Source organism: Puniceibacterium confluentis, from assembly GCF_007923445.1.
GTDB lineage: Bacteria > Pseudomonadota > Alphaproteobacteria > Rhodobacterales > Rhodobacteraceae > Puniceibacterium > Puniceibacterium confluentis.
On record NZ_VOJI01000006.1, the window covers coordinates 166,598 to 186,046 of the forward strand.

20 protein-coding genes and 1 tRNA gene are annotated in these 19,449 nt (G+C 63.1%); 12 read left to right on the top strand and 9 right to left on the bottom strand.

All coding sequences use genetic code 11. The features are described 5' to 3' along the window. Positions 1–23: 23 nt before the first annotated feature. The 4 genes from FOY53_RS09065 to FOY53_RS09080 all read right to left on the bottom strand — a co-directional run bounded on the left by FOY53_RS09065 (position 24) and on the right by FOY53_RS09080 (position 4,005). Complete coding sequence (locus FOY53_RS09065; protein WP_146587956.1) at positions 24–1,616, bottom strand: ATP-dependent DNA ligase; 1,593 nt, start codon at positions 1,614–1,616, stop codon at positions 24–26. Beyond that, positions 1,613–2,626: a ligase-associated DNA damage response exonuclease gene (locus FOY53_RS09070; RefSeq protein WP_146587958.1), complete on the bottom strand. Its 1,014-nt coding sequence runs from the start codon at positions 2,624–2,626 to the stop codon at positions 1,613–1,615. Before FOY53_RS09070 ends, FOY53_RS09065 begins: the two co-directional genes overlap by 4 nt. 104 nt (positions 2,627–2,730) lie before the next feature. After that, positions 2,731–3,702: an alpha/beta fold hydrolase gene (locus tag FOY53_RS09075; RefSeq protein ID WP_146587960.1), complete on the bottom strand. Its 972-nt coding sequence runs from the start codon at positions 3,700–3,702 to the stop codon at positions 2,731–2,733. A gap of 12 nt (positions 3,703–3,714) precedes the next feature. Continuing rightward, positions 3,715–4,005 (bottom strand): SCP2 sterol-binding domain-containing protein, encoded by a 291-nt coding sequence (locus tag FOY53_RS09080; protein ID WP_146587962.1) that lies wholly within the window; start codon positions 4,003–4,005, stop codon positions 3,715–3,717. Positions 4,006–4,092: 87 nt separating this feature from the next. Here FOY53_RS09080 and FOY53_RS09085 point away from each other — a divergent pair, with 87 nt between their 5' ends. From FOY53_RS09085 to FOY53_RS09105, 5 genes are all read left to right on the top strand, one after another. Further along, positions 4,093–4,647, top strand: a complete 555-nt coding sequence (locus tag FOY53_RS09085) for a tetratricopeptide repeat protein (RefSeq protein WP_246107339.1) — start codon at positions 4,093–4,095, stop codon at positions 4,645–4,647. A gap of 32 nt (positions 4,648–4,679) precedes the next feature. Further along, positions 4,680–7,694, top strand: a complete 3,015-nt coding sequence (locus FOY53_RS09090) for a helicase-related protein (RefSeq protein WP_146587965.1) — start codon at positions 4,680–4,682, stop codon at positions 7,692–7,694. Next, positions 7,695–8,084 carry an RNA-binding S4 domain-containing protein gene (locus FOY53_RS09095; protein ID WP_146587967.1) on the top strand — a complete coding sequence of 130 codons (390 nt, stop codon included), beginning with the start codon at positions 7,695–7,697 and terminating at the stop codon, positions 8,082–8,084. It begins immediately after the preceding gene. A 51-nt stretch (positions 8,085–8,135) separates the two neighbouring features. Continuing rightward, positions 8,136–8,474, top strand: coding sequence for a ferredoxin FdxA (fdxA, locus tag FOY53_RS09100; protein ID WP_146587968.1), 339 nt, complete (start codon positions 8,136–8,138; stop codon positions 8,472–8,474). A 283-nt stretch (positions 8,475–8,757) separates the two neighbouring features. Beyond that, positions 8,758–9,267, top strand: coding sequence for a CarD family transcriptional regulator (locus FOY53_RS09105; protein ID WP_146587970.1), 510 nt, complete (start codon positions 8,758–8,760; stop codon positions 9,265–9,267). Positions 9,268–9,957: 690 nt separating this feature from the next. Here FOY53_RS09105 and FOY53_RS09110 read toward each other — a convergent pair. Then, positions 9,958–10,041, bottom strand: a tRNA-Leu gene (locus tag FOY53_RS09110). A 153-nt stretch (positions 10,042–10,194) separates the two neighbouring features. Between FOY53_RS09110 and FOY53_RS09115 the strand changes: the two genes are divergently transcribed. From FOY53_RS09115 to FOY53_RS09125, 3 genes are all read left to right on the top strand, one after another. Further along, positions 10,195–10,692 carry a Hint domain-containing protein gene (locus FOY53_RS09115; protein ID WP_146587972.1) on the top strand — a complete coding sequence of 166 codons (498 nt, stop codon included), beginning with the start codon at positions 10,195–10,197 and terminating at the stop codon, positions 10,690–10,692. Between the two features lie 566 nt (positions 10,693–11,258). Further along, the gene (gene tig / locus FOY53_RS09120) at positions 11,259–12,593 is read left to right on the top strand and encodes a trigger factor (protein ID WP_146587973.1); all 1,335 of its coding nucleotides are present in this window, start codon (positions 11,259–11,261) and stop codon (positions 12,591–12,593) included. Positions 12,594–12,745: 152 nt separating this feature from the next. Continuing rightward, the gene (locus tag FOY53_RS09125; protein WP_146587975.1) at positions 12,746–13,501 is read left to right on the top strand and encodes a lysozyme family protein; all 756 of its coding nucleotides are present in this window, start codon (positions 12,746–12,748) and stop codon (positions 13,499–13,501) included. A gap of 159 nt (positions 13,502–13,660) precedes the next feature. Here FOY53_RS09125 and rplI read toward each other — a convergent pair whose 3' ends face one another. From rplI to rpsF, 3 genes are read right to left on the bottom strand one after another with little or no spacing between them, the layout of a single operon-like run. Beyond that, positions 13,661–14,287 carry a 50S ribosomal protein L9 gene (gene rplI / locus FOY53_RS09130; protein WP_146587977.1) on the bottom strand — a complete coding sequence of 209 codons (627 nt, stop codon included), beginning with the start codon at positions 14,285–14,287 and terminating at the stop codon, positions 13,661–13,663. 12 nt (positions 14,288–14,299) lie between these two features. After that, positions 14,300–14,527 (bottom strand): 30S ribosomal protein S18, encoded by a 228-nt coding sequence (rpsR, locus tag FOY53_RS09135; protein ID WP_073249614.1) that lies wholly within the window; start codon positions 14,525–14,527, stop codon positions 14,300–14,302. A gap of 21 nt (positions 14,528–14,548) precedes the next feature. Then, positions 14,549–14,983, bottom strand: coding sequence for a 30S ribosomal protein S6 (gene rpsF, locus FOY53_RS09140; RefSeq protein ID WP_146588162.1), 435 nt, complete (start codon positions 14,981–14,983; stop codon positions 14,549–14,551). 233 nt (positions 14,984–15,216) lie between these two features. On the opposite strand from rpsF, the gene FOY53_RS09145 reads away from it, so the two are divergent. From FOY53_RS09145 to FOY53_RS09155, 3 genes are all read left to right on the top strand, one after another. Further along, complete coding sequence (locus FOY53_RS09145; RefSeq protein ID WP_146587979.1) at positions 15,217–15,462, top strand: hypothetical protein; 246 nt, start codon at positions 15,217–15,219, stop codon at positions 15,460–15,462. 123 nt (positions 15,463–15,585) lie between these two features. Beyond that, positions 15,586–16,158 (top strand): YceI family protein, encoded by a 573-nt coding sequence (locus tag FOY53_RS09150; protein ID WP_146587981.1) that lies wholly within the window; start codon positions 15,586–15,588, stop codon positions 16,156–16,158. 253 nt (positions 16,159–16,411) lie between these two features. Then, positions 16,412–16,972 (top strand): VPLPA-CTERM sorting domain-containing protein, encoded by a 561-nt coding sequence (locus FOY53_RS09155; protein WP_146587983.1) that lies wholly within the window; start codon positions 16,412–16,414, stop codon positions 16,970–16,972. 84 nt (positions 16,973–17,056) lie between these two features. On the opposite strand, the gene FOY53_RS09160 is transcribed toward FOY53_RS09155, so the two are convergent. Then, complete coding sequence (locus FOY53_RS09160) at positions 17,057–18,262, bottom strand: cytochrome b/b6 domain-containing protein (RefSeq protein ID WP_146587985.1); 1,206 nt, start codon at positions 18,260–18,262, stop codon at positions 17,057–17,059. 182 nt (positions 18,263–18,444) lie between these two features. On the opposite strand from FOY53_RS09160, the gene fabD reads away from it, so the two are divergent. Continuing rightward, positions 18,445–19,383: an ACP S-malonyltransferase gene (fabD, locus tag FOY53_RS09165; RefSeq protein WP_146587987.1), complete on the top strand. Its 939-nt coding sequence runs from the start codon at positions 18,445–18,447 to the stop codon at positions 19,381–19,383. The last annotated feature ends 66 nt before the right edge of the window (positions 19,384–19,449 follow it).

Consider the following 19,449-nt stretch of genomic DNA (forward strand, 5'->3'; position numbering starts at 1 on the left):
GCGGTCCCGGGGTTCAAGGGGGCTCAGCCATGTGCGGCCAGGATGGCGCGCAGATCCTCCAGCGTATTGGCCTCCTGCACCGGTTTGTCCTGCCGCCAACGGGACATGCGGGGAAAGCGCAGGGCGACCCCGGATTTGTGGCGTGGCGACTCGAATATACCCTCGAACGCGATTTCAAAGACATGCTCGGGGCGCACCTGACGGACCGGGCCAAAACGTTGCAGGGTATTCTTGCGCACCCAGGCGGTGATCTTGTTGAATTCGGCGTCGGTGAGGCCGCTGTAGGCCTTGGTGAAGGGGACGAGCTCGTTGCCCTGCCAGACCGCAAAGGTGAAGTCGGTGAACAGGGTGGCGCGCCGCCCGTGGCCTTGCTGGGCATAGATCATCACCGCGTCGATGGTCAGCGGATCAAGCTTCCATTTCCACCAGTCACCTTTCTTGCGCCCCACCAGATAGGGGCTGTCGCGGCGTTTCAGCATCAGTCCTTCGGACCGCATGTCGCGGGAACGGGTGCGAACCTGCGTGAGGCCCTGCCAGCTGTCGAACGGGATGATCTGCGAGGGGCGCACGGGGGCTTCGGACGGCAGGTCTTGCAGCAGGGCATCGAGCCGGGCGCGGCGCTGCGCCAACGGCGTGTCGCGCAGGTCGTGACCGTTGTCTTCGAGCAGGTCATAGGCCAGCAGGATGACCGGTGCATCCTTCAGCAGCTTCTTGGGCACGGTCTTGCGGCCGATCCGCTTTTGCAGGGTGTTGAAGGACATCGGCTGCGTGCCGTCCCAGGTGACAATTTCCCCGTCGAGCACGGTGCCGTCGGGCAGAAAGTCACGCGCGCGGGCGAGTTCGGGAAAACGGTCGGTGATCAGTTCTTCGCCGCGCGACCAGACATGGTGTCCACCGCCACGCAGGATCAACTGGCCACGGATGCCGTCCCACTTCCACTCTGCCTGCCAATCCACCGGATTTCCCAGATTTTCCGGCAGGTCATCCAGTTGATGGGCGAGGTAGAACGGATAGGGGCGGCTGAGGTCGGCGGCCTTGTCCTCGGCCTCGATCAGCGCGTGATAGCTCGTGCTCTCCGGTGTCCAGCCCCCCATGAGCCGATGCGCCAGGCTGGCTTCGTCCTGGCCGGTGGCCTGTGCCAGGGCACGGGTCATGAGCTTCTGGCTGATGCCGATCCGGAAACCGCCGGTGATCAGCTTGTTGAACAAAAACCGTTCTGTGGTCTCGAGCTGGTTCCAGGCCGTGAGGATCAGCATCTTCCGATCCTCGGGTGATACATTGGAAAGACTGCGCAACCAGTTGATCCAATAAGATAAAGAAAGGTCTGAGCAGGTTTCCGCAGGTGGCAGGATCAGGGCAATGGTTTCGGCCAGGTCGCCAACGATCGGATAGGATTCCTCGAGCAGCCAAAGCGGCACACCGGCGCTTTCCGCCGCCCATTCGCGCAGTTGCGTTGTGGTGACGGCGCGTTTGGGTCGACGCCCGGAAAACAGGGCGATGGTCCAGAGCTTGTCCTCGTCGGCGGCGCGGGTGAAGTATTCAGCCAGGGCTTTAGTTTTCAATGTTGTTTTTGTGGTCTGGTCGAGAGTGGCAAACAGGGTCGCAAAATCTCTCATGCCGAATCCGCCGTCGTGTCATCCTCGTCGCCACCGAATTCGGTCGGCACAACCTGCGCGTTCCAGCCCATTTCACGCAATGCCCGCGCGAAGATCTCGGTGTATCCATGTGTGACGTATATGTTTTCCGCTCCGGTTGTGCGGATGGCTGTCAGCAGTCCGTCCCAGTCGGCATGGTCCGAAACGACAAAGCCACGGTCCGCCGCGCGACGCCGCCGCACCCCGCGCAGCCGCATCCAGCCGGAGGCGAAACCGGTCGACGCGGGGCCGAGCTTGCGCGCCCAGGGGGTGCCAAGCGCCGCAGGCGGTGCCAGCACCACTGCGCCGGGATGATCCTTGATCCTGAGATCCGGTGTGATCTGCGTGCTCTCGGGCAAGGCGTAGCCCTGGGCGCACAGCACGGCGTTTGTCGCGGCCACCGCCCCGTGGGTCAGGATCGGGCCGATGCCGGTATCAAGCAACGACATCATGCGCTGCGCCTTGCCAAGCGAATAGGCGCCCAGCAGGGTGGTCAGCCCCTGGGCGGCATTGTCGGCCCACCAGGCGTTGAGTTCCTGCGCCACTGCGCCCTGGTCCTGCCATTTGAACACCGGCAGCCCGAAAGTGCATTCCGAGATGAAGCTGTGACAGGCCACCGGCTCGAAAGGTTCCGACAGCCCGTCGGGCGTGATCTTGTAGTCGCCCGAGACCACCCAGACCTCGCCGTTGACGGCCACCCGGATCTGCGCCGAGCCGGGGATGTGTCCTGCCGGGTGAAACGAGACCTCGGCGGATCCGATGCGCCGCACCTCGCCGTAGTTGATGGTTTCCAGCGCAATCGCGCCAAGCCGGTGTCGGATGACCGGAGCCGCCTGGGTGGTAGCAAGGTAACGACCGTGACCCGACCGGGAGTGGTCGGCATGGCCGTGCGTGATCAAGGCGCGATCCACCGGGCGCCAGGGATCGATATGGAAATCGCCGGCAGGGCAGTAGAGGCCGCGTTCGGTGAAGGTGAGGACGGGATCGCGCATGGGGGGAATATAGGATGTGCAGGACCGTCGGCCAGCGCCATCGCAGCCGCCGCCGGGGTTCTCTGACCGGGCATCCCTGACGGCGCGGTCAGCTCATCGCCGAATCAGGCGGTCTGCGCCGGTTTGACAGGATGTGACGCTGTGTCGAACAACGCCAGGATCCCGGCCATGATCCGGGCGCGAATCTCCGGGCTCTCCATCAGAACTTCGTGTTCGCCGCCCTCGACCACTTCGAGCGTGCCTCGCGGCCAGCGCTGCATCCGGTCGCGGATGCGGGCGATATCGACTATGCGTTCATTCGAGCCGACAAAGGTCAGACAGGGCAGATCGGGCGAGGGGCGCCGGACCAGCTCCCGGCATTCCTGCAAGGATTGATGCAGCCATTGCAGCGACGGCCCGCCCAGCCCCAGGTCGGGTGCCTGGGCCACCTGGCGGCGCATGTAGGCATACATGTCGGGATCGCGGGTCAGGACATTGGCTTCGAACGGTTCGCTGGTGACATAGCTGGCGGGTTTGGTGCCGGGCGCGAACATGTGCCCCAGCCCAAGCCGACCGCTGCCCCAACCCAGTGCCCAGGCGGCAGGCCGGATCGGACGGGACATCTGGATGCCCCACATCGGGCCGGAAAAGACGCAGGATGCGACCGGAAGGCCCTCCATCACCGCGCGCAACCCGATGCAGCCACCCATGGAGTGTGCGATAAGGTGCAGCGGTTGCGGCAACTCAAGCGTGCGGGCGGCGGCGCACAGTGCCGCCACATCGCGCTGATAGTCGGTGAACAGGGTGATGTGTCCGACGCGCGCATCCGTCAGCATCCGGTCTGCCAGCCCCTGACCGCGCCAGTCTATGGTCAGGGTGTCGTACCCGGCGCGCGACAGATCGGCGGCGGTGCGACCATATTTTTCGATGTATTCGGTGCGTCCGGGGAACAGCAGGACCGTCCCCCGCGCGGGCCCGGTGGCCGGGTAGTGGCCGATACGCAGGCGCAGCCCGTCATCGGCGCGGATCCAGTACGCACAGGCCCCCGCCGGGCCCTCCGCCAGATCGGCATGGAATGGTGCGGGGGAGAGGTCCACGCCGCCGGACCTCTAGCCGAGAACCGAGGCGAGCTTCATCGCCTGGCCCATGTCGCCGTCGATCGCAAGCTTGCCGGACATAAAGGCGTTGGTGGGGTTCATCTCGCCGTCAAAGATCGCGCGGAAGGTGTCGGCATCCGCCGAAAGCGTCACGTCGGCCTCTTCGTCGCCGGGACGGGCACCGGTCGAATCAAGCATGAACGTGCCTTCATCCGTGATGTTGAACTTTGCGGTGCCATCATAATCGGCGCCTGCCATCTTTTCGTTAAGGGCCTTGATCGCTTCGCTGACGTAATCACTCATCTGTGCTCTCCCTCACTTGATGTGCTCTGCGGGTGGTATTCTTCGCAGCCCGCGCTAAGCTGTTCTCAAGTTATGAGCATGGCGCAGATGAAACACAAATCTACCGTGGCGGCACTTTTCGCCCTTGTCCTCTTTTCCCTGCCATTGACCGTAAGCGCACAGCAAACGGACCGCAGCGAGATGTTGCTGCGTGATCTGGCTCAGGCGGACGCGAAAGAGGCGGACCGGCTGGAAAAGGAGATCCGGCTGGAATGGTCGAAAAGCGGATCGGCAGCGGTGGACCTGCTGCTGAAACGCGGGCGCGACGCGCTTGAAATCAATGACGTCAAGACGGCCATCGAGCATTTTACCGCGTTGACCGATCATGCTCCTGCGTTTGCCGAGGGCTGGCACGGGCTGGCGCTGGCCTATTACCAGGCCGACAGGCTGGGTCTGACGGCGGATGCGCTGGAACACACGCTGGCGCTCAACCCGCAGCACTTTGGTGCATTGCGCGGACTTGGCGCTTTGTTCGACCAGCTGGGAAAGCCTGCTCTTGCCTATGACGCCTATTCCCGGGTACTTGAGATCCGTCCGCATGATCCGGACGTGGAAGCGGCAATGAAACGGCTTGAAACCCAGGTGCGGGGCACCGAGCTTTAGTCAGCAGCAAAAATAATGAAAAAGGGCGGCGCATGGCCGAACGCGCACGGATCGCGGCCATTCTTGGCCCGACCAACACTGGCAAGACCCACTATGCCATCGAACGGATGCTGGGCCATCGCACCGGCATGATCGGCTTGCCGCTGCGGCTGCTGGCGCGCGAAGTCTATGACAGGATCGTTGCGGTGCGCGGTCCCGGCGTGGTGGCGCTGGTCACGGGTGAGGAACGCATCGTGCCGCCGCGCGCCGCCTACTGGGTCTGCACGGTCGAGGCGATGCCCGAGGGGATGGGCTGCGATTTTGTCGGCGTCGATGAGATCCAGCTTTGTGCCGATCCCGAACGCGGCCATGTCTTTACCGACCGGCTGCTGCGGATGCGGGGCCAGCACGAAACGCTGTTCATGGGCTCGGACACCATGCGCGGCCCGATCGCGGCGCTGGTGCCCGGGGTCGAGTTTGTGCGCCGGGAACGAATGAGCCAGCTGACCTACACCGGTTCGAAAAAGATTTCGCGACTGGCCGCCCGCACTGCCATTGTCGGGTTCTCGGTGGACAACGTCTATGCCATTGCCGAACTGCTGCGCCGTCAAAAGGGTGGTGCGGCGGTGGTCATGGGCGCCCTCAGCCCGCGCACCCGCAACGCGCAGGTCGACCTGTACCAGAACGGCGACGTCGACTTTCTTGTGGCGACGGATGCGATCGGCATGGGGCTCAATCTGGACATCGACCATGTCGCCTTTTCCTCACTCACCAAATTCGACGGTCGCCGGATGCGCGAATTGCAGCCGAACGAACTGGCGCAGATCGCCGGCCGGGCCGGGCGCGGCATGTCGAACGGCTCTTTCGGGGTGACCGGCGAAGCAAGCCCGATTCCCGACGAATGGGCCGAAGCGATCTGCGCCCATCAATTCACGCCGCTGCGCAAACTCAACTGGCGCAACGCCGATTTGAGATTTGGCAGCATCGATAGGCTGGTGCAATCGCTGGAATTGCCGCCCGCCGACGAACGGCTGCTCAAGGCGCGCGATGCCGATGACCTGATGGCGCTGAAGTCGCTGGGGCAAGTGGCAGAGGTCGCGGCGCGGGCGTCGGATCCGGCGTCGGTGCGCCTGCTTTGGGACGTCTGCCGGATCCCGGATTTCCGTGGTATAAGTCATGCGGAACATGCGGGGCTGTTGGAAGTTATCTTTTGTCACCTGCACCAGCGCGGTGGTGTGCCGGATGATTTCATGGCGCGGCAGGTCAAGCGGATCGACAGGACGGATGGCGACATCGACACCTTGTCGAAACGATTGGCGTTTATCCGCACATGGACGTATGTGGCTCAGCGCAAAGGTTGGGTGCGTGACGAAATGCATTGGCGCGACACGACCCGCGCTGTAGAAGATCGGGTGTCTGACGCTTTGCACGAGCGGCTGACGCAAAGATTTGTTGATCGGCGGACAAGTGTCTTGTTGCGGCGGTTGAAGCAAAAGGAGGCCCTCTTGGCCGAAGTGAATGACAAGGGTGAGGTGACCGTCGAAGGAGAATTCGTCGGAAAGCTCGAAGGGTTCCGGTTCCGTCACGACAAGGACGCAACAGGACAAGAGGCCAAAACGCTGAAGACCGCGTCGTTGCAGGCTCTGGCCCCGCATTTCCATCTGCGGGCGGACAGGTTCTACAACGCTCCGGACACCGAGATTGATTTCACCGAACAGGGTGGTCTCATGTGGGGCAGCCAGGCGGTGGGCAAGCTCGCGCCGGGTGATGATGCGCTCAAGCCGCGGGTGGTTGCTTTCGTCGATGACGAGGCGGGGCCCGATGTGCTGCAGAAGGTGCAGCGCCGGTTGCAGCATTTCATCGACCGCAAGGTCGCGGCGCTGTTCGAGCCGCTGCTGAACATCCAGCACGACGAGACGCTGACCGGGCTGGCCCGGGGGTTCGGATTTCGCATGGTCGAGGCGATGGGAATCATCCCGCGCGTCGAGATTGCCGACGACGTGAAGGCCCTGGATCAGGAAGCGCGCTCGGCCCTGCGCAAGCACGGCATCCGGTTCGGGCAGTACACGATCTTCATGCCGCTGCTTCTCAAGCCGGCTCCGACACGCCTGCGTCTCGTGCTCTGGAGCCTCAAGCAGGGGCTCGACGAATTCCCCGAAGCGCCGCCCGCCGGTCTGGTGACGGTGCCCAATATCGCCGACATTCCGGCGGAACATTACACGATTGCCGGCTACCGCAAGTCGGGCAGCCGGGCGATTCGGATCGATATGCTGGAACGGCTGGCGGACCTGCTGCGTGCCGAGGACAGCCGCTCCGGCTTTGAAGCCAAGCCGGACATGCTATCGATCACCGGGATGACGCTGGAACAGTTCGCCGATCTCATGGCCGGCATGGGTTACAAGGCGGAAAAGGCAGAGCGGACCAAGGTCAAGGCCGTGGATGCGGTGGTGCCCAAGGATGCCGAGGCCGAAGCGGCGCGCCCGCTTGAGGACCCTGCGGGTGAGGCCGATGCCGACACGCCGGTGTTCGATGCGGGCCAGAGCGCAGCGGCCGGGGCGATCACCGAACAACCCGAAGCCACCGACGCGACGCCCGAGGTTCCCGAATCCATTGCGGCGATCCCCGATGCCGGCGCGGCGCCGATCTCGGAAACGCCGGTTGAACCGGCCGCCGAAGATCCAGTGGCCGAGGTGGCCGCAGGCGAGGTGCCGGTCGGCACGGCACCCGATGCCGCTGTGGCAGGGGCCGAGCTGGAAACGTTCTATACCTTCACCTGGGGGGGCAATCGCGGCAACCGCGACCGTGGTCCGCGCCGCGAGGCCGGTGGCCGCGAGGGTGGTCAGGGCAACCGGGGTCGTCGTCCCGAAGGCCAGGCCGCCGATCGGCCACGCGGCAAGGGCAAGGGCAAGCCGGGCGGCAAACCCGGCGGCAAGCGGCCCGAGCGCGAAGACCGGGGCGGCAGCAAGGGCGGCAAGACGTTCGAGGCACGGCCGCCGCGCCGGGAAAAGCCCATCGACCCCGACAATCCCTTTGCCGCAGCGCTGATGGGGTTCAAGGACAAGTCGTAAGTGGCGGACACGCTCGGCAGGATCCGGCTGGACAAATGGCTCTGGCAGGCGCGGTTCTTCAAGACCCGCAGCCTGTCAGCCAAGCTGGTGGCGGGCGGGTCGGTGCGCGTGAACGGCCAGCGCGTGGCGAAACCGGCGACGCTGGTGGGGCAGGCGGATGTGCTGACCTTTCCCCAGGCCGACGATGTCCGGGTCATACGGATCGTCGGCCTGGGCGACCGGCGTGGTCCGGCCCCCGAAGCGCGGGCGCTGTACGAGGATCTGTCCCCGCCTGCGCCGCGCGCCGCAACCGATCCGGCGCCACATGTGCCGCGATACGACGGCGGCGGCCGCCCGACCAAGCGGGATCGACGCCGGATGGACCAATCCCGGGGCGAGGCGCTTGATTGATCCGGGCGAGTGATCTAGCAAGGCCGGGACAAGAACACGGACCGAACCATAATGACCTATATCGTCAACGACGCCTGCATTGCCTGCAAATACACCGATTGTGTCGAAGTCTGCCCCGTAGACTGCTTCTACGAGGGTGAGAACATGCTGGTGATCCATCCCGACGAATGCATCGACTGCGGCGTTTGCGAACCGGAGTGCCCGGCGGACGCCATTCGCCCCGACACCGAGCCGGATGCCGAAAAGTGGGTTGAGTTCAACCGCAAGTATTCCGAACTCTGGCCGGTGATCATCACCAAGAAAGACCCGCTGCCCGATGCGGAAGCGCGCGACGGGGAAGCCGGCAAGCTCGAGAAATACTTTTCCGAAGCGCCGGGCGAAGGCGGCTGAAGGCTTGATTCGGGACCTGCGCCGCAAAGCGCAGGGCATATTCATGAAGACTGCGGTGCAAGTATTTGATGCCGCTGAGAAAACTGTGGTTTCTGCGCTGCGCTAGGAAGTGATCATATTTTGTGTTATTGTGGTAACACAAATGATGACATCACGCGCATACGACCCGGGCAAACTGCAACCCGGGGGATAAACCCAAGATTTCGAGCCAAGTGGGCGGAGGGCCTCCTCCGGTCACTTTTCTTGTCGCCTGTGCGCGGGTGAGCTTGTAAGGAAGCACTGAATGACAAAGTCGAAGAAATCCGAATTCCGCCCGAACGATTACGTAGTCTACCCGGCCCATGGCGTGGGTCAGATCGTTTCGATCGAAGAGCAGGACATTGCGGGTATTTCGCTGGAACTGTTCGTCATCTCCTTTGAAAAGGACAAGATGACCCTGCGGGTGCCGACACACAAGGCGACGGAAATTGGCATGCGGTCGCTCAGCTCGCCCGATGTGGTGAGCCAGGCGATGAAGACCCTGAAGGGCAAGGCCAAGGTCAAGCGGGCCATGTGGTCGCGCCGGGCTCAGGAATACGAACAGAAGATCAATTCGGGAGATCTCATCGCGATCGCCGAAGTGGTGCGTGACCTGCACCGCGCCGACGACCAGCGCGAGCAGAGCTATTCCGAGCGGCAGCTGTACGAAGCCGCGCTCGAGCGTCTGACCCGCGAAGTGGCTGCCGTTGCCGGTGGTGATGAAGTTGCGGCTGCCAAGCAGGTAGACGAGGTGCTGGTGGGCCGCGCTGCCTGAGACCAGCCTCTGTGACGTCAAGAGAACCGCGCCCAAGTGGCGCGGTTTTGTTTTGTGCGGTGCCTGTCAGTGCCGGTCGCGGGCACGGTCTGCGGCCTGCCCAGGCGCGCCACCGTGCGCGCCATCGGGACACACGCGCAAATCATCTGGACCCGATCTGGTTTGCTGCCGCACCCGCAATCCGCATTGGCCTGCATGAACTGCCCCACCCGAAAATCGGCAGGTCAAATCGCCCCGGGCACAGGGGGCGCCGGGGCATCACCCAGTTTGCGCACCACAACCCTCATGGTAGACGACGGACCCACCGTCAGACCTGCGCGGCGGGCGTGACAAGCGGCACATCCTTGCCAGGAACCTGAGCGGACATGTGGGCAAGCGGGCCGCGCATAAGCCGCAGAGGCCGTTTGCGTCGACCCCGGCACCCAGAGATGGCCTGACCGCTTGGGCCCCCACGGCTGGCGCTGCACGCCTGCTGTGCTGCTTCGCGTTGGGGGATCATCTCAGGCCGTAAAACGAAGCAGACGGTCAGAAAGTACCGGGCGCCGCGCGGTCTGCGGGCAGGTATCGACGCGGGCACTGGCGAAGACAAACGGATAGTCCGGAACGGACGGTGGCGAGACTCTGCGAAATATGACTTCACCGAAATAAATGCAGCAAAATGCAGCCTGAAATTCCCGATGAAATCTGAAGTGGTGCGGGTGAAGGGACTCGAACCCCCACGCCATAGGCGCCAGAACCTAAATCTGGTGCGTCTACCAATTCCGCCACACCCGCACGCAATCCCGAGCTTTGGGCGCGGGTTCGGCGCTCTTTAGCAAAGGTTCCGGTCGGATGCGAGGGGAATTTCCTGCAAGAAAAGGCGCGACATTAACGACATGTTGATCTAGGCTGGCGAAAAACTGAGGCAGCAGAAACAGGACGACGCCAATGGAGCCGAAAACGGCCGGGCGCACAGACGGCAATGCCGTGGGCGTGCGCATGCTCGATCCCAGAATTGGGAACGCCCTGGTCGCAGGGACCACCGTACTCACGCTTGATGGCGCGCTTCCCGCCGAATACCTCTCTCCCGGCGACCGGGTGATCACCCGTGACGCAGGCATGGCGGTGCTCGCCGATGTGCGCCAACGAAAACTACGCTGCCCCGCGGTGTCGGTCCTTGCGGGCACCCTGGGCAACACCCGACCGGACCGGGACGCCGTCCTGCCCGCCAGCCAGGAAATGTTGATACGAGACTGGCGCGCACAGGCACTTTTCGGGCGAAGCTGTGCGCTGGTGCCAGCACGACGATTGGTGGATGGCGAATTTATCCGAGATCTGGGCGAGGTCGAACTGATGTTGGTCGAACTGATCTTTGACACACCGCATATCCTTTATGCGGACGGGCTGGAACTGGCATCCTGCCAGCCGGTCACGGTGGGGGTCTGACACCACACTGCCGCGTCGAACGTCGCTTGCGGGTTTCTGCGTCGATCTGCGGCGTCATTGTCCGCGAATTGCAGGGTGCCGGGCGAAGCGATTGATCCGCAAACCGCCGCATGCGCGTCCCGAACGCGTCCAGTGTCTGCGGTGGCGACCAGGTTCTTGATGCACATTCGGTTTATCGGTCATGCCGGTGCCCCATTGCGTCTGGCATGTCTGCTCACAGTCCCGAAGCACAGTTTCGACGGCGATCCGGTGCCGCGCCGGATCATGGGCCGTCGATTTTCCGGACAACCGCTCGGCGCGTCAGAGCCGCCCGGCGCCCCGAGCGGGTCCGTTTGCCGCCTCCGCCCGTCATGGCCAGATCCGGATCGCCGGGGCGGAGTCGCTGTCCAACAGGACCACCGGGCGGCGGCCACGCATTTGAAACCGGGCGCAGACGATGCCGACCACGGGCGGCGCGCAGCCGACGGCGACGAATTCGCCTTGCGCGCTTGGACTTCGGCGCATAGAAGACCCCGAATTCGGAACATGACGGGGCAGGGGCCCCGCGCTGAACTATGGGGTATTGCATGCAAGTCACCGAGACGCTGAACGACGGACTGAAGCGCGGTTACGCGATCACCGTGACAGCCGCAGAGCTGGACGCGAAGGTTGTGGAAAAGCTTGCCGAGGCGCAGCCGGACATCGAAATGAAGGGTTTCCGCAAGGGCAAGGTGCCGATGCCGCTGCTGCGCAAGCAGTTCGGACAGCGCCTGCTGGGTGAAGCGATGCAGGAAAGCATCGACGGCGCCATGTCAGAGCATTTCGAGGCTTCCGGCGACCGCCCCGCGATGCAGCCCGAGGTCAAGATGACCAACGACGACTGGAAAGAGGGCGACGACGTCAAGGTCGAGATGTCCTACGAGGCGCTGCCTGCGATCCCCGAGCTGGATCTGAGCACCGTTACGGTGGAAAAGCTGGTCGCCAAGGCGGATGACGCCTCTGTCGACGAAGCGCTGGCCAATCTCGCCGAGACGGCCCAGGACTTCAAGGATCGCAAGAAGGGCACCAAGGCCAAGGACGGCGACCAGGTCACTTTTGATTTCCTCGGCAAGGTCGATGGCGAAGCCTTTGATGGCGGTGCGGCCGAAGATTATCCTCTGGTGCTGGGCTCCGGCTCTTTCATCCCCGGCTTTGAAGAGCAGCTGGTGGGCGTGAAGGAAGGCGACGAGAAGACTGTGGAAGTCAGCTTCCCCGAGGAATACGGCGCCCCGAACCTCGCAGGCAAGGCCGCGACCTTTGAATGCAAGATCAAGGCCGTGAAAGAACCGGTTGCGGCCGAAATCGACGACGAACTGGCCAAGAAGTTCGGTGCCGAGGATCTGGCCGGTCTCAAGGCGCAGATCGCCGAGCGTCTGGAAGCCGAATACGCCGGTGCCGCGCGCCAGGTGATGAAACGCTCGCTGCTTGATTCGCTCGACGGTCTCGTCAGCTTTGACCTGCCCCCGAGCCTGGTCGATGCCGAGGCAAAGCAGATCGCGCACCAGCTTTACCATGAAGAGAATCCCGACGATCACGGCCACGATCACGGCGACATCGTTCCGACCGACGAGCACAAGTCCCTGGCCGTGCGCCGGGTGCGGCTGGGCCTGTTGCTGGCCGAACTGGGCCAGCAAGCCAAGGTCGAAGTGTCCGATGCCGAGATGACGCAGGCGATCATGAACCAGGCCCGCCAGTACCCGGGTCAGGAACGCCAGTTCTTTGATTTCGTGCGCCAGAACCAGCAGATGCAACAGCAGCTGCGCGCGCCGATCTTCGAAGACAAGGTCATCGACTACATTGTCGAGCAGGCCCAGGTGACCGAAAAGGAAATCTCGAAGGACGAGCTGCAGAAAGCCGTCGAAGAGCTGGAAGACGAAGCGTAAGTCCAGACCAGTCAAGTCTCTGAACGGGCCGTCCCTTGGGGCGGCCCTTTTGCTGTCCGGCATCGCGAGCGGTGGGAAAAGTCGGCAGAGCGAAACCAAATCTCAACCGGGGACTGACAGTGTCGGAATACGCTGTCCCGAAAGAGGTGCCGATGACCGCCAAATATTTCGCTCTGGCCTGGTTCGTTTTGCTGATGTGCTTGCCCGCGCGCGCCGTGATGGCCGAGGCGGGCACCTTCTCTCAGGGCAATGATTTTCTGCGGGACCGGCGTGCGCTGATCGCGACACCTGTCACCACCCGGGAGGCGCCTCGTCAGCATGCCAGCCTGTTTGTCGGTCAGAGCGCGGGGGGGCTGTTTGCCCCCGCACCGACCCACGCACCGACCCCTGCGCTGACCCCTGAGCTACCGCTGTTGTTTGGGCCGGGTGGCTCGGCGGCTGAACGTCTGCGGCACTTGATCAGTTATGCGGAATCGCGGCGCGACGGATATGACGCAATCAATTTTGGTGCCAGACAACTCCCTGCACGGTCCCCGACCGAGATGACCCTTGGCGAAATCTATGGCTGGATCGCCGACACTCCGGGCCAGCCGCATGCCATCGGTCGATACCAGTTTATCCCGGTGACGCTGAAACGGTTGGTCAAGAAGACCGGAACAGACCTGGGCGCGGCGTTCTCTCCCCGTCTGCAGGATCGTTTGGCGGATGTTCTGTTGGAGGAGGCCGGATTTGACCTGTTTCGCCGCGGCGGCATCGGGCGTCACCGCTTTATGGAAAACCTGGCCGGGATCTGGGCCGGCCTGCCGACAGCCTCCGGGAAATCCCGATATCACGGTTTTGCGGGAAACCGCGCGACGATGACCTGGGAGCAGTTCGATCTGGAGATGGCACGGATCTTCCGGGGCTGACGGCACCAAGGCCTTCGGCAAACGCACCGGCGGAGGGTAAACCCTGCGCATGGCGCAGCGTCCAACAGGTCAGATCACCGCAGCAGACACAAAAAAGCCGCGCGGGGTGGGCCCGCGCGGCTGGAGCGCTCCCTGGGGGGCGCTCGGAGGCTCAGAGCCTCACTTGTCGTCGTCGCCTTCGGCGTCGTCGCTGCGGGGACGTTCGTTGTCGTCACCGTATTCGTCCATACCGGCGGCGCCGATATCGTCGAACAGCTCGGAAATCTCGAACTCTGCGGCGGCCTCTTCTTCGGCAGCCAGTTCCTGGATCGACTTGCCGGACGCCTGCAGTTCGGCCTCTTCCGGCGAACGGGCGACGTTCAGTTCGATCACCACTTCGACCTCGGGGTGCAGGTTCACGTGCACTTCGTGAATGCCCAGCTCCTTGATCGGCTTGCGGATGATGACCTGCTTGCGGTCGATCGAGAAGCCTTCCTCGGTGGCAGCCTCGGCGGCGTCACGCGTGGTGACCGAGCCATAGAGGTTGCCGCCATCGGATGCCGAACGAATCACCACGAACTGCTGACCGTTGAGCTTGTCGCCCAGAGCCTGCGCTTCGTTGCGGGTTTCGAGGTTGCGGGCTTCGAGCTGGGCTTTCTGGCCTTCGAAGGACTTGATATTGGCCTCCGACGCGGTCAGCGCCTTGCCCTGCAGCAGCAGGTAGTTGCGGGCAAAGCCGGGCTTGACGTCGACGACATCGCCCATCTGACCCAGTTTCGCCACACGTTCCAGAAGGATAACTTGCATGTCAGTCTCTCCTTATTTCACGGCATAGGGCAGAAGGGCGAGGAAGCGGGCGCGCTTGATTGCACGGGCCAGCTCACGCTGCTTCTTGGCCGAGACGGCGGTGATGCGGGACGGCACGATCTTGCCACGCTCGGAAATATAGCGCTGCAGCAGTTTCGTGTCCTTGTAGTCGATCGCAGGTGCATTGTCGCCCGAGAAGGGGCAGACCTTGCGGCGGCGGAAAAACGGTTTTGCGGCCATGGTATAACTCCTTTTCTGACGTTAGCTGGCGCGGCGTTCGCGGCGTTCGCCGCCACGGTCGCCACGATCACCGCGGTCGCCACGATCACCGCGGTCGCCGCGATCACCGCGGTCGCCGCGATCACCACGCTCGTCGCGTTTCTGCATCTGGGCCGAAGGGCCCTCTTCGTGGGCATCGACCTTGATGGTCAGCACGCGCATCACGTCATCATGCAGGCGCATCAGGCGCTCCATCTCCTGCACGGCCGCGGCGGGCGCGTCGGTGCGCAGATAGGCATAGTGGCCCTTGCGGTTCTTGTTGATCTTGTAGGCCATGGTCTTCACGCCCCAGTATTCACTTTCGACCAGCTTGCCGCCGTTGTCCGTGAGTACCGATGTGAAGTGTTCGACAAGGCCCTCGGCCTGTGCATTCGACAGGTCCTGGCGCGAGATAAAGACATGCTCATAAAGCGGCATGTGGTCTCCGATTCCAATGTGGCGCATTTCAACGAGCAGGCTTTGCATCCCTTCGCGCCTGCCCACGAGAGACTGCGCGGTTCATAATCCTGCGAAGGGAACGCCCCATATACACGGTTTCCCCTGCTGCGCAAGGGCAGGGCGGCTGCCCATGTGTTTCCTAAACGGCGCCGCAATCCTGACGCTTTGTACTCGCAACCTGCCTATATATTCAGCTTAGGGAGAGTAGGTCCATGACCACATTGTCTTTTGAAGTCGAAACCGATGCGGACGCCTACGAAACAGCGCGCCCCTCAGCCATTTCCCGATTTGTGCTGGCCATGCTGGGCGCGGCTCTGATGTCGTCCTCCTTCGCGCTTTGGCTGGTCCCGGGCACCAGCGGCATTCCCGAACTGTCCCTGATCAAGCTGGGCCTGTCGGTCTTCATGCTGATTGGCGGGTTGTGCTGCATCTCCTCCACGCGCCCCCGCATCGCCTGACTCTTCGGATCTGAACCGCCGAGTGTTCATTTCCGAACAGGGTCTGTGGGATTTCAAAGCCTTGTAACAACAGACCCACCGCGACATCTACACCGCATCACGCCCAATATGGAGAGATGCGTAATGAAGTCCCTGATGTTCGCCGCCACCCTTGCCACCCTGCCGCTGGCCGCTGTCGCCGCGCCCGAGCAATATACGCTCGACAGCAGCCACAGCCAGATCGTGTTCACCTACAACCATCTCGGGTATTCGACCGGCACCGGCATGTTCTCGGGTTTTACCGGTGACATCCAGTTTGACCAGGAAGATCCCGCGAATTCCTCGGTCACCGTGTCGATGCCCGTCCGCTCGATGATCACAGGCTGGGAGGCGCGTTTCGGCCATTTCATGTCGCCCGATTTCTTTGACGCAAGCGACGACGAGATGGTGACGTTTGCCTCGACGTCCATCGACGTGACCGGCGAGAACACTGCCAGCATCACAGGTGATCTGACGCTGAACGGCGTGACCAAATCGGTGGTTCTGGCGGCAACGCTGAACCAGGCGGGCATGCATCCGATGGAGAACAAGGCCTGGGCGGGTTTCGACGCCACCACGACACTTCTGCGCAGTGACTACAACGTTGGCGCATTCGCCCCCTTCGTCAGCGACGAGGTCGCGCTGCACATTTCGGTCGAAGCGATGAAAGCCGACTGATCGGGTCCGTCGGACCCGCATCGAATTTGACAGGTCTGTTGGTTTTGCAACCCCGGTGGCTCAGGCTGCCGGGGTTTGTGCTTGCGCGGGCATGGGTGCTTCTGCGGATCAAACGGAACCTTTTGATGCCAATTGTTGCCCGAAGACCTGCCCGCCCGTAAATTGCCGCATTTCGGACACGAGCAAACCATTTTTGGGGTATCTAAGAGTGTGAACTGCCGTGAAACGGAAGAAGAAAAAAGGACAATTCTTAATGAGTATACGTGGAATCGCATTGGCTGTTCTGTGTGCGCTGGCCCCGGCAAGCGCGATGGCCACAACCGTGTCCGGCTTTTTCCAAACACCGCCGCCACCACTGCTGTTCAATGGGGTCGATGACTTCATCCAGGGCAGCGTGAAGGCAACGGCCTTGGAAAACTTCAACAATGCAACGGCGTCCTTCACCACGGGTGAACGGCTGTTCACCTCGATGTCGCTGACGGTGAACCCCTACCGGACAAACGCTACCGGGACCCTGCTGAACAGCATTTCGGTGTCGTACACGATCAACGGCGGACCGGCGGTGTTGTTTGACATCATCAAGACCGGGCTGACCGGGTCGGCGTCGCTCGAACACATCATTCTTGAAAAGGACGACGTGTTCCGCTTTTTCGTGAACGGCATCGCCGGTCCTTCCGGCAACGAAGTGACCTTCAACGTATTTGCAGACGGGGTCGCGCCGATTCCGCTGCCTGCGGGGGGGCTGCTTCTGATCGGCGCCCTGGGCGGTCTGAGCATCGTGCGCCGCCGCCGGACAGCCGCGCCGAAGGCCTGACATCGACCGGTCACGGCTTGGACGAATACGAAATGACGTGCAGACGGCTCGCAGTGTGACTGGCGAGCCGTCTTTGCTTTGGTGTCACGAGTCGGCCTTCCGGATCGCCGTCAGGCTCACAAGAACCTGCACCGCAAACCCAAGCTGGCCGTCATCGCTCATATTGGCGCCGATGCCGTAACTGCGACGGTCGAGGATCATCCGTCCCTGCATCTGCGCGGTATCGTCGACCAGGGTCAGCGCAAAGGGCAGGGTGACCGGCACCTGCGCGTCGCGCAGGCTCAGCGTTCCCCGCGCCTCGTATCCATCGGAGACCTTGAAGATGTCGGCGGCAAAACGGGCGGTGGCGAATTGGTCCGCAGCCAGAAAATCCGCGCCCAGTGCCTGGCTGGTCACCGAACCAAGGGTCAGCGAACCCACTGCCACCTCGACGAGAACGTCACCCGCCCGGCCGGGGCCGTCGCGCTCTTCAAAGCGGATATCCGCAGTCCAGTCGGCAAAGCTGCCCGTGACCTCCGAGCCAAGCTGCTGGACGCTGATCGACAGCGTGCCGTCCTGGACCTGCCAGTCGCTGTCGACTTGGTTCAGGGCCGCGATCTGTGCAGCGCTGGCCTGATGGTCGAACAATCCCAGTGTGGCACCAACCCCCAGCGCGACACCCCAGATGACGACGGCGCCGATGGCCGGTCCCAGCCTGGCATGGCCATGGAGCGGATTGCCTGCCGTTACCCCGCCGGGAAGCATGCGCCGCAGGGTGGTATCACCGTCGATGAAGTGATGCTTGAGCGCACCGGCGATGTGCAGAAGCACCGAGACCAGCAACACCCGCTCGAACACGATGTGCAGGGCGGCAGCGGTTTCGGCCAATGCGCCGGATTTCGGCACAAACGGCAGGGACTGACCGAACGGCCACCAGATCGGAGCAAATCCCGTCGTGGCCGCGTGGTGGATCCAACCGCTGAGCGGCACCAGCACCAGAGAGCCGTAGAGCAGCCAGTGCACGGTTTCGGCCAGCCAGCTTTCGATGCGGCGTTCGGGGTGCAGCGGCGCGGGCTTGGGTTGGCTCAGGGCCCAAAGGATGCGGACCAGCGCCAGAAAGAAGATCGCGACACCCAGCGTCTTGTGCATCGAGAACAACCAGGCTTTGCCGGCCAGTTCGTCACTGGTTGCAAAGGGCGCGTCGTTGGCCAGGATGCCCAGCGGGATCGCCAGCAGGATGCCCAGAGCCGTGAGCCAGTGCAAAGTCTTGGTCACGCCGCCGTAACGCGTCGCGGTGTTGGTGAGGGGCATGCTGGGTCTCCGGTTCTGGTGTCCGCGACAATTTAGGGATTCTGCCGCCAGCGGCAATCGGCTGTGGCGCACAGATGGCCTGCGCCGGTTCGCAGAACGGCCCGGGTGACTGGTCCGTTGCGCGGCGCGCCAAGGCCGGGTAAGCCGGGGCGGCAAAGAAACTGAGGCAGGGGAGGTCCCAGATGGCCCGCGCATTCGTATTTCCCGGGCAAGGCGCCCAGACCATTGGCATGGGCCGCGACCTGGCGGAGGCTTATCCTGCTGCGCGCGCAGTGTTCGAGGAAGTGGACGAGGCGCTTGGCGAAAAGCTCAGCGCGCTCATCTGGGAAGGTGATCCCGAAGTGCTGCAACTGACCGCGAATGCGCAGCCGGCGCTGATGGCCACATCGCTTGCGGTGATGCGCGCGCTGGAAGCCGAGGGTGTGGCGGTAACCTCGGCCGCATTTGTTGCCGGGCACAGCCTGGGGGAGTATTCCGCGCTGACCGCCGCGGGGGCCCTGAGCGTGAGCGATGCGGCCCGTCTGCTGCGTGCGCGCGGCCAGGCGATGCAGACAGCGGTGCCGGTGGGTGTCGGCGCCATGGCGGCGCTGCTGGGATTGGATTTTGCCACTGTCGCGCAGATTGCCGACGAAGCCGCCGGCGACGAGATCTGCGCCGCAGCCAATGACAATGACCCGGCACAGGTCGTCGTCTCTGGTCATCTCGGGGCTGTCGAACGCGCGGTGGATCTGGCCAAGGCAAAAGGCGCCAAGCGGGCCGTGATCCTGCCGGTCAGCGCGCCGTTTCACTGTCTGCTGATGGAACCCGCCGCCCGGGCCATGGCAGAGGCGCTCGAGTCGGTTTCGATCAACCCGCCTCAGGTGCCGCTGGTTGCCAATGTGACCGCCAGTGCCGTCAGCGAACCGGATGCCATCCGATCGCTTCTGGTGACGCAGGTGACAGGAGTCGTGCGCTGGCGCGAATCTGTGAGCTGGATGGCAAGCGAAGGCGTGGACGATATTTGGGAAATCGGTGCGGGCAAGGCGCTTTCCGGCATGGTGCGTCGCATTGCCCGGGATGTGGCGACCCGGTCGATCCTGACGCCATCGGATGTGCGCGCCGCCGTGGACAGCCTGGCTTGAAACCATGGGGCCGGTGCAAAACTTTTCCGAAAAGTTTTGCCAAGAGTTTTCTGAAAACTCTTGGTC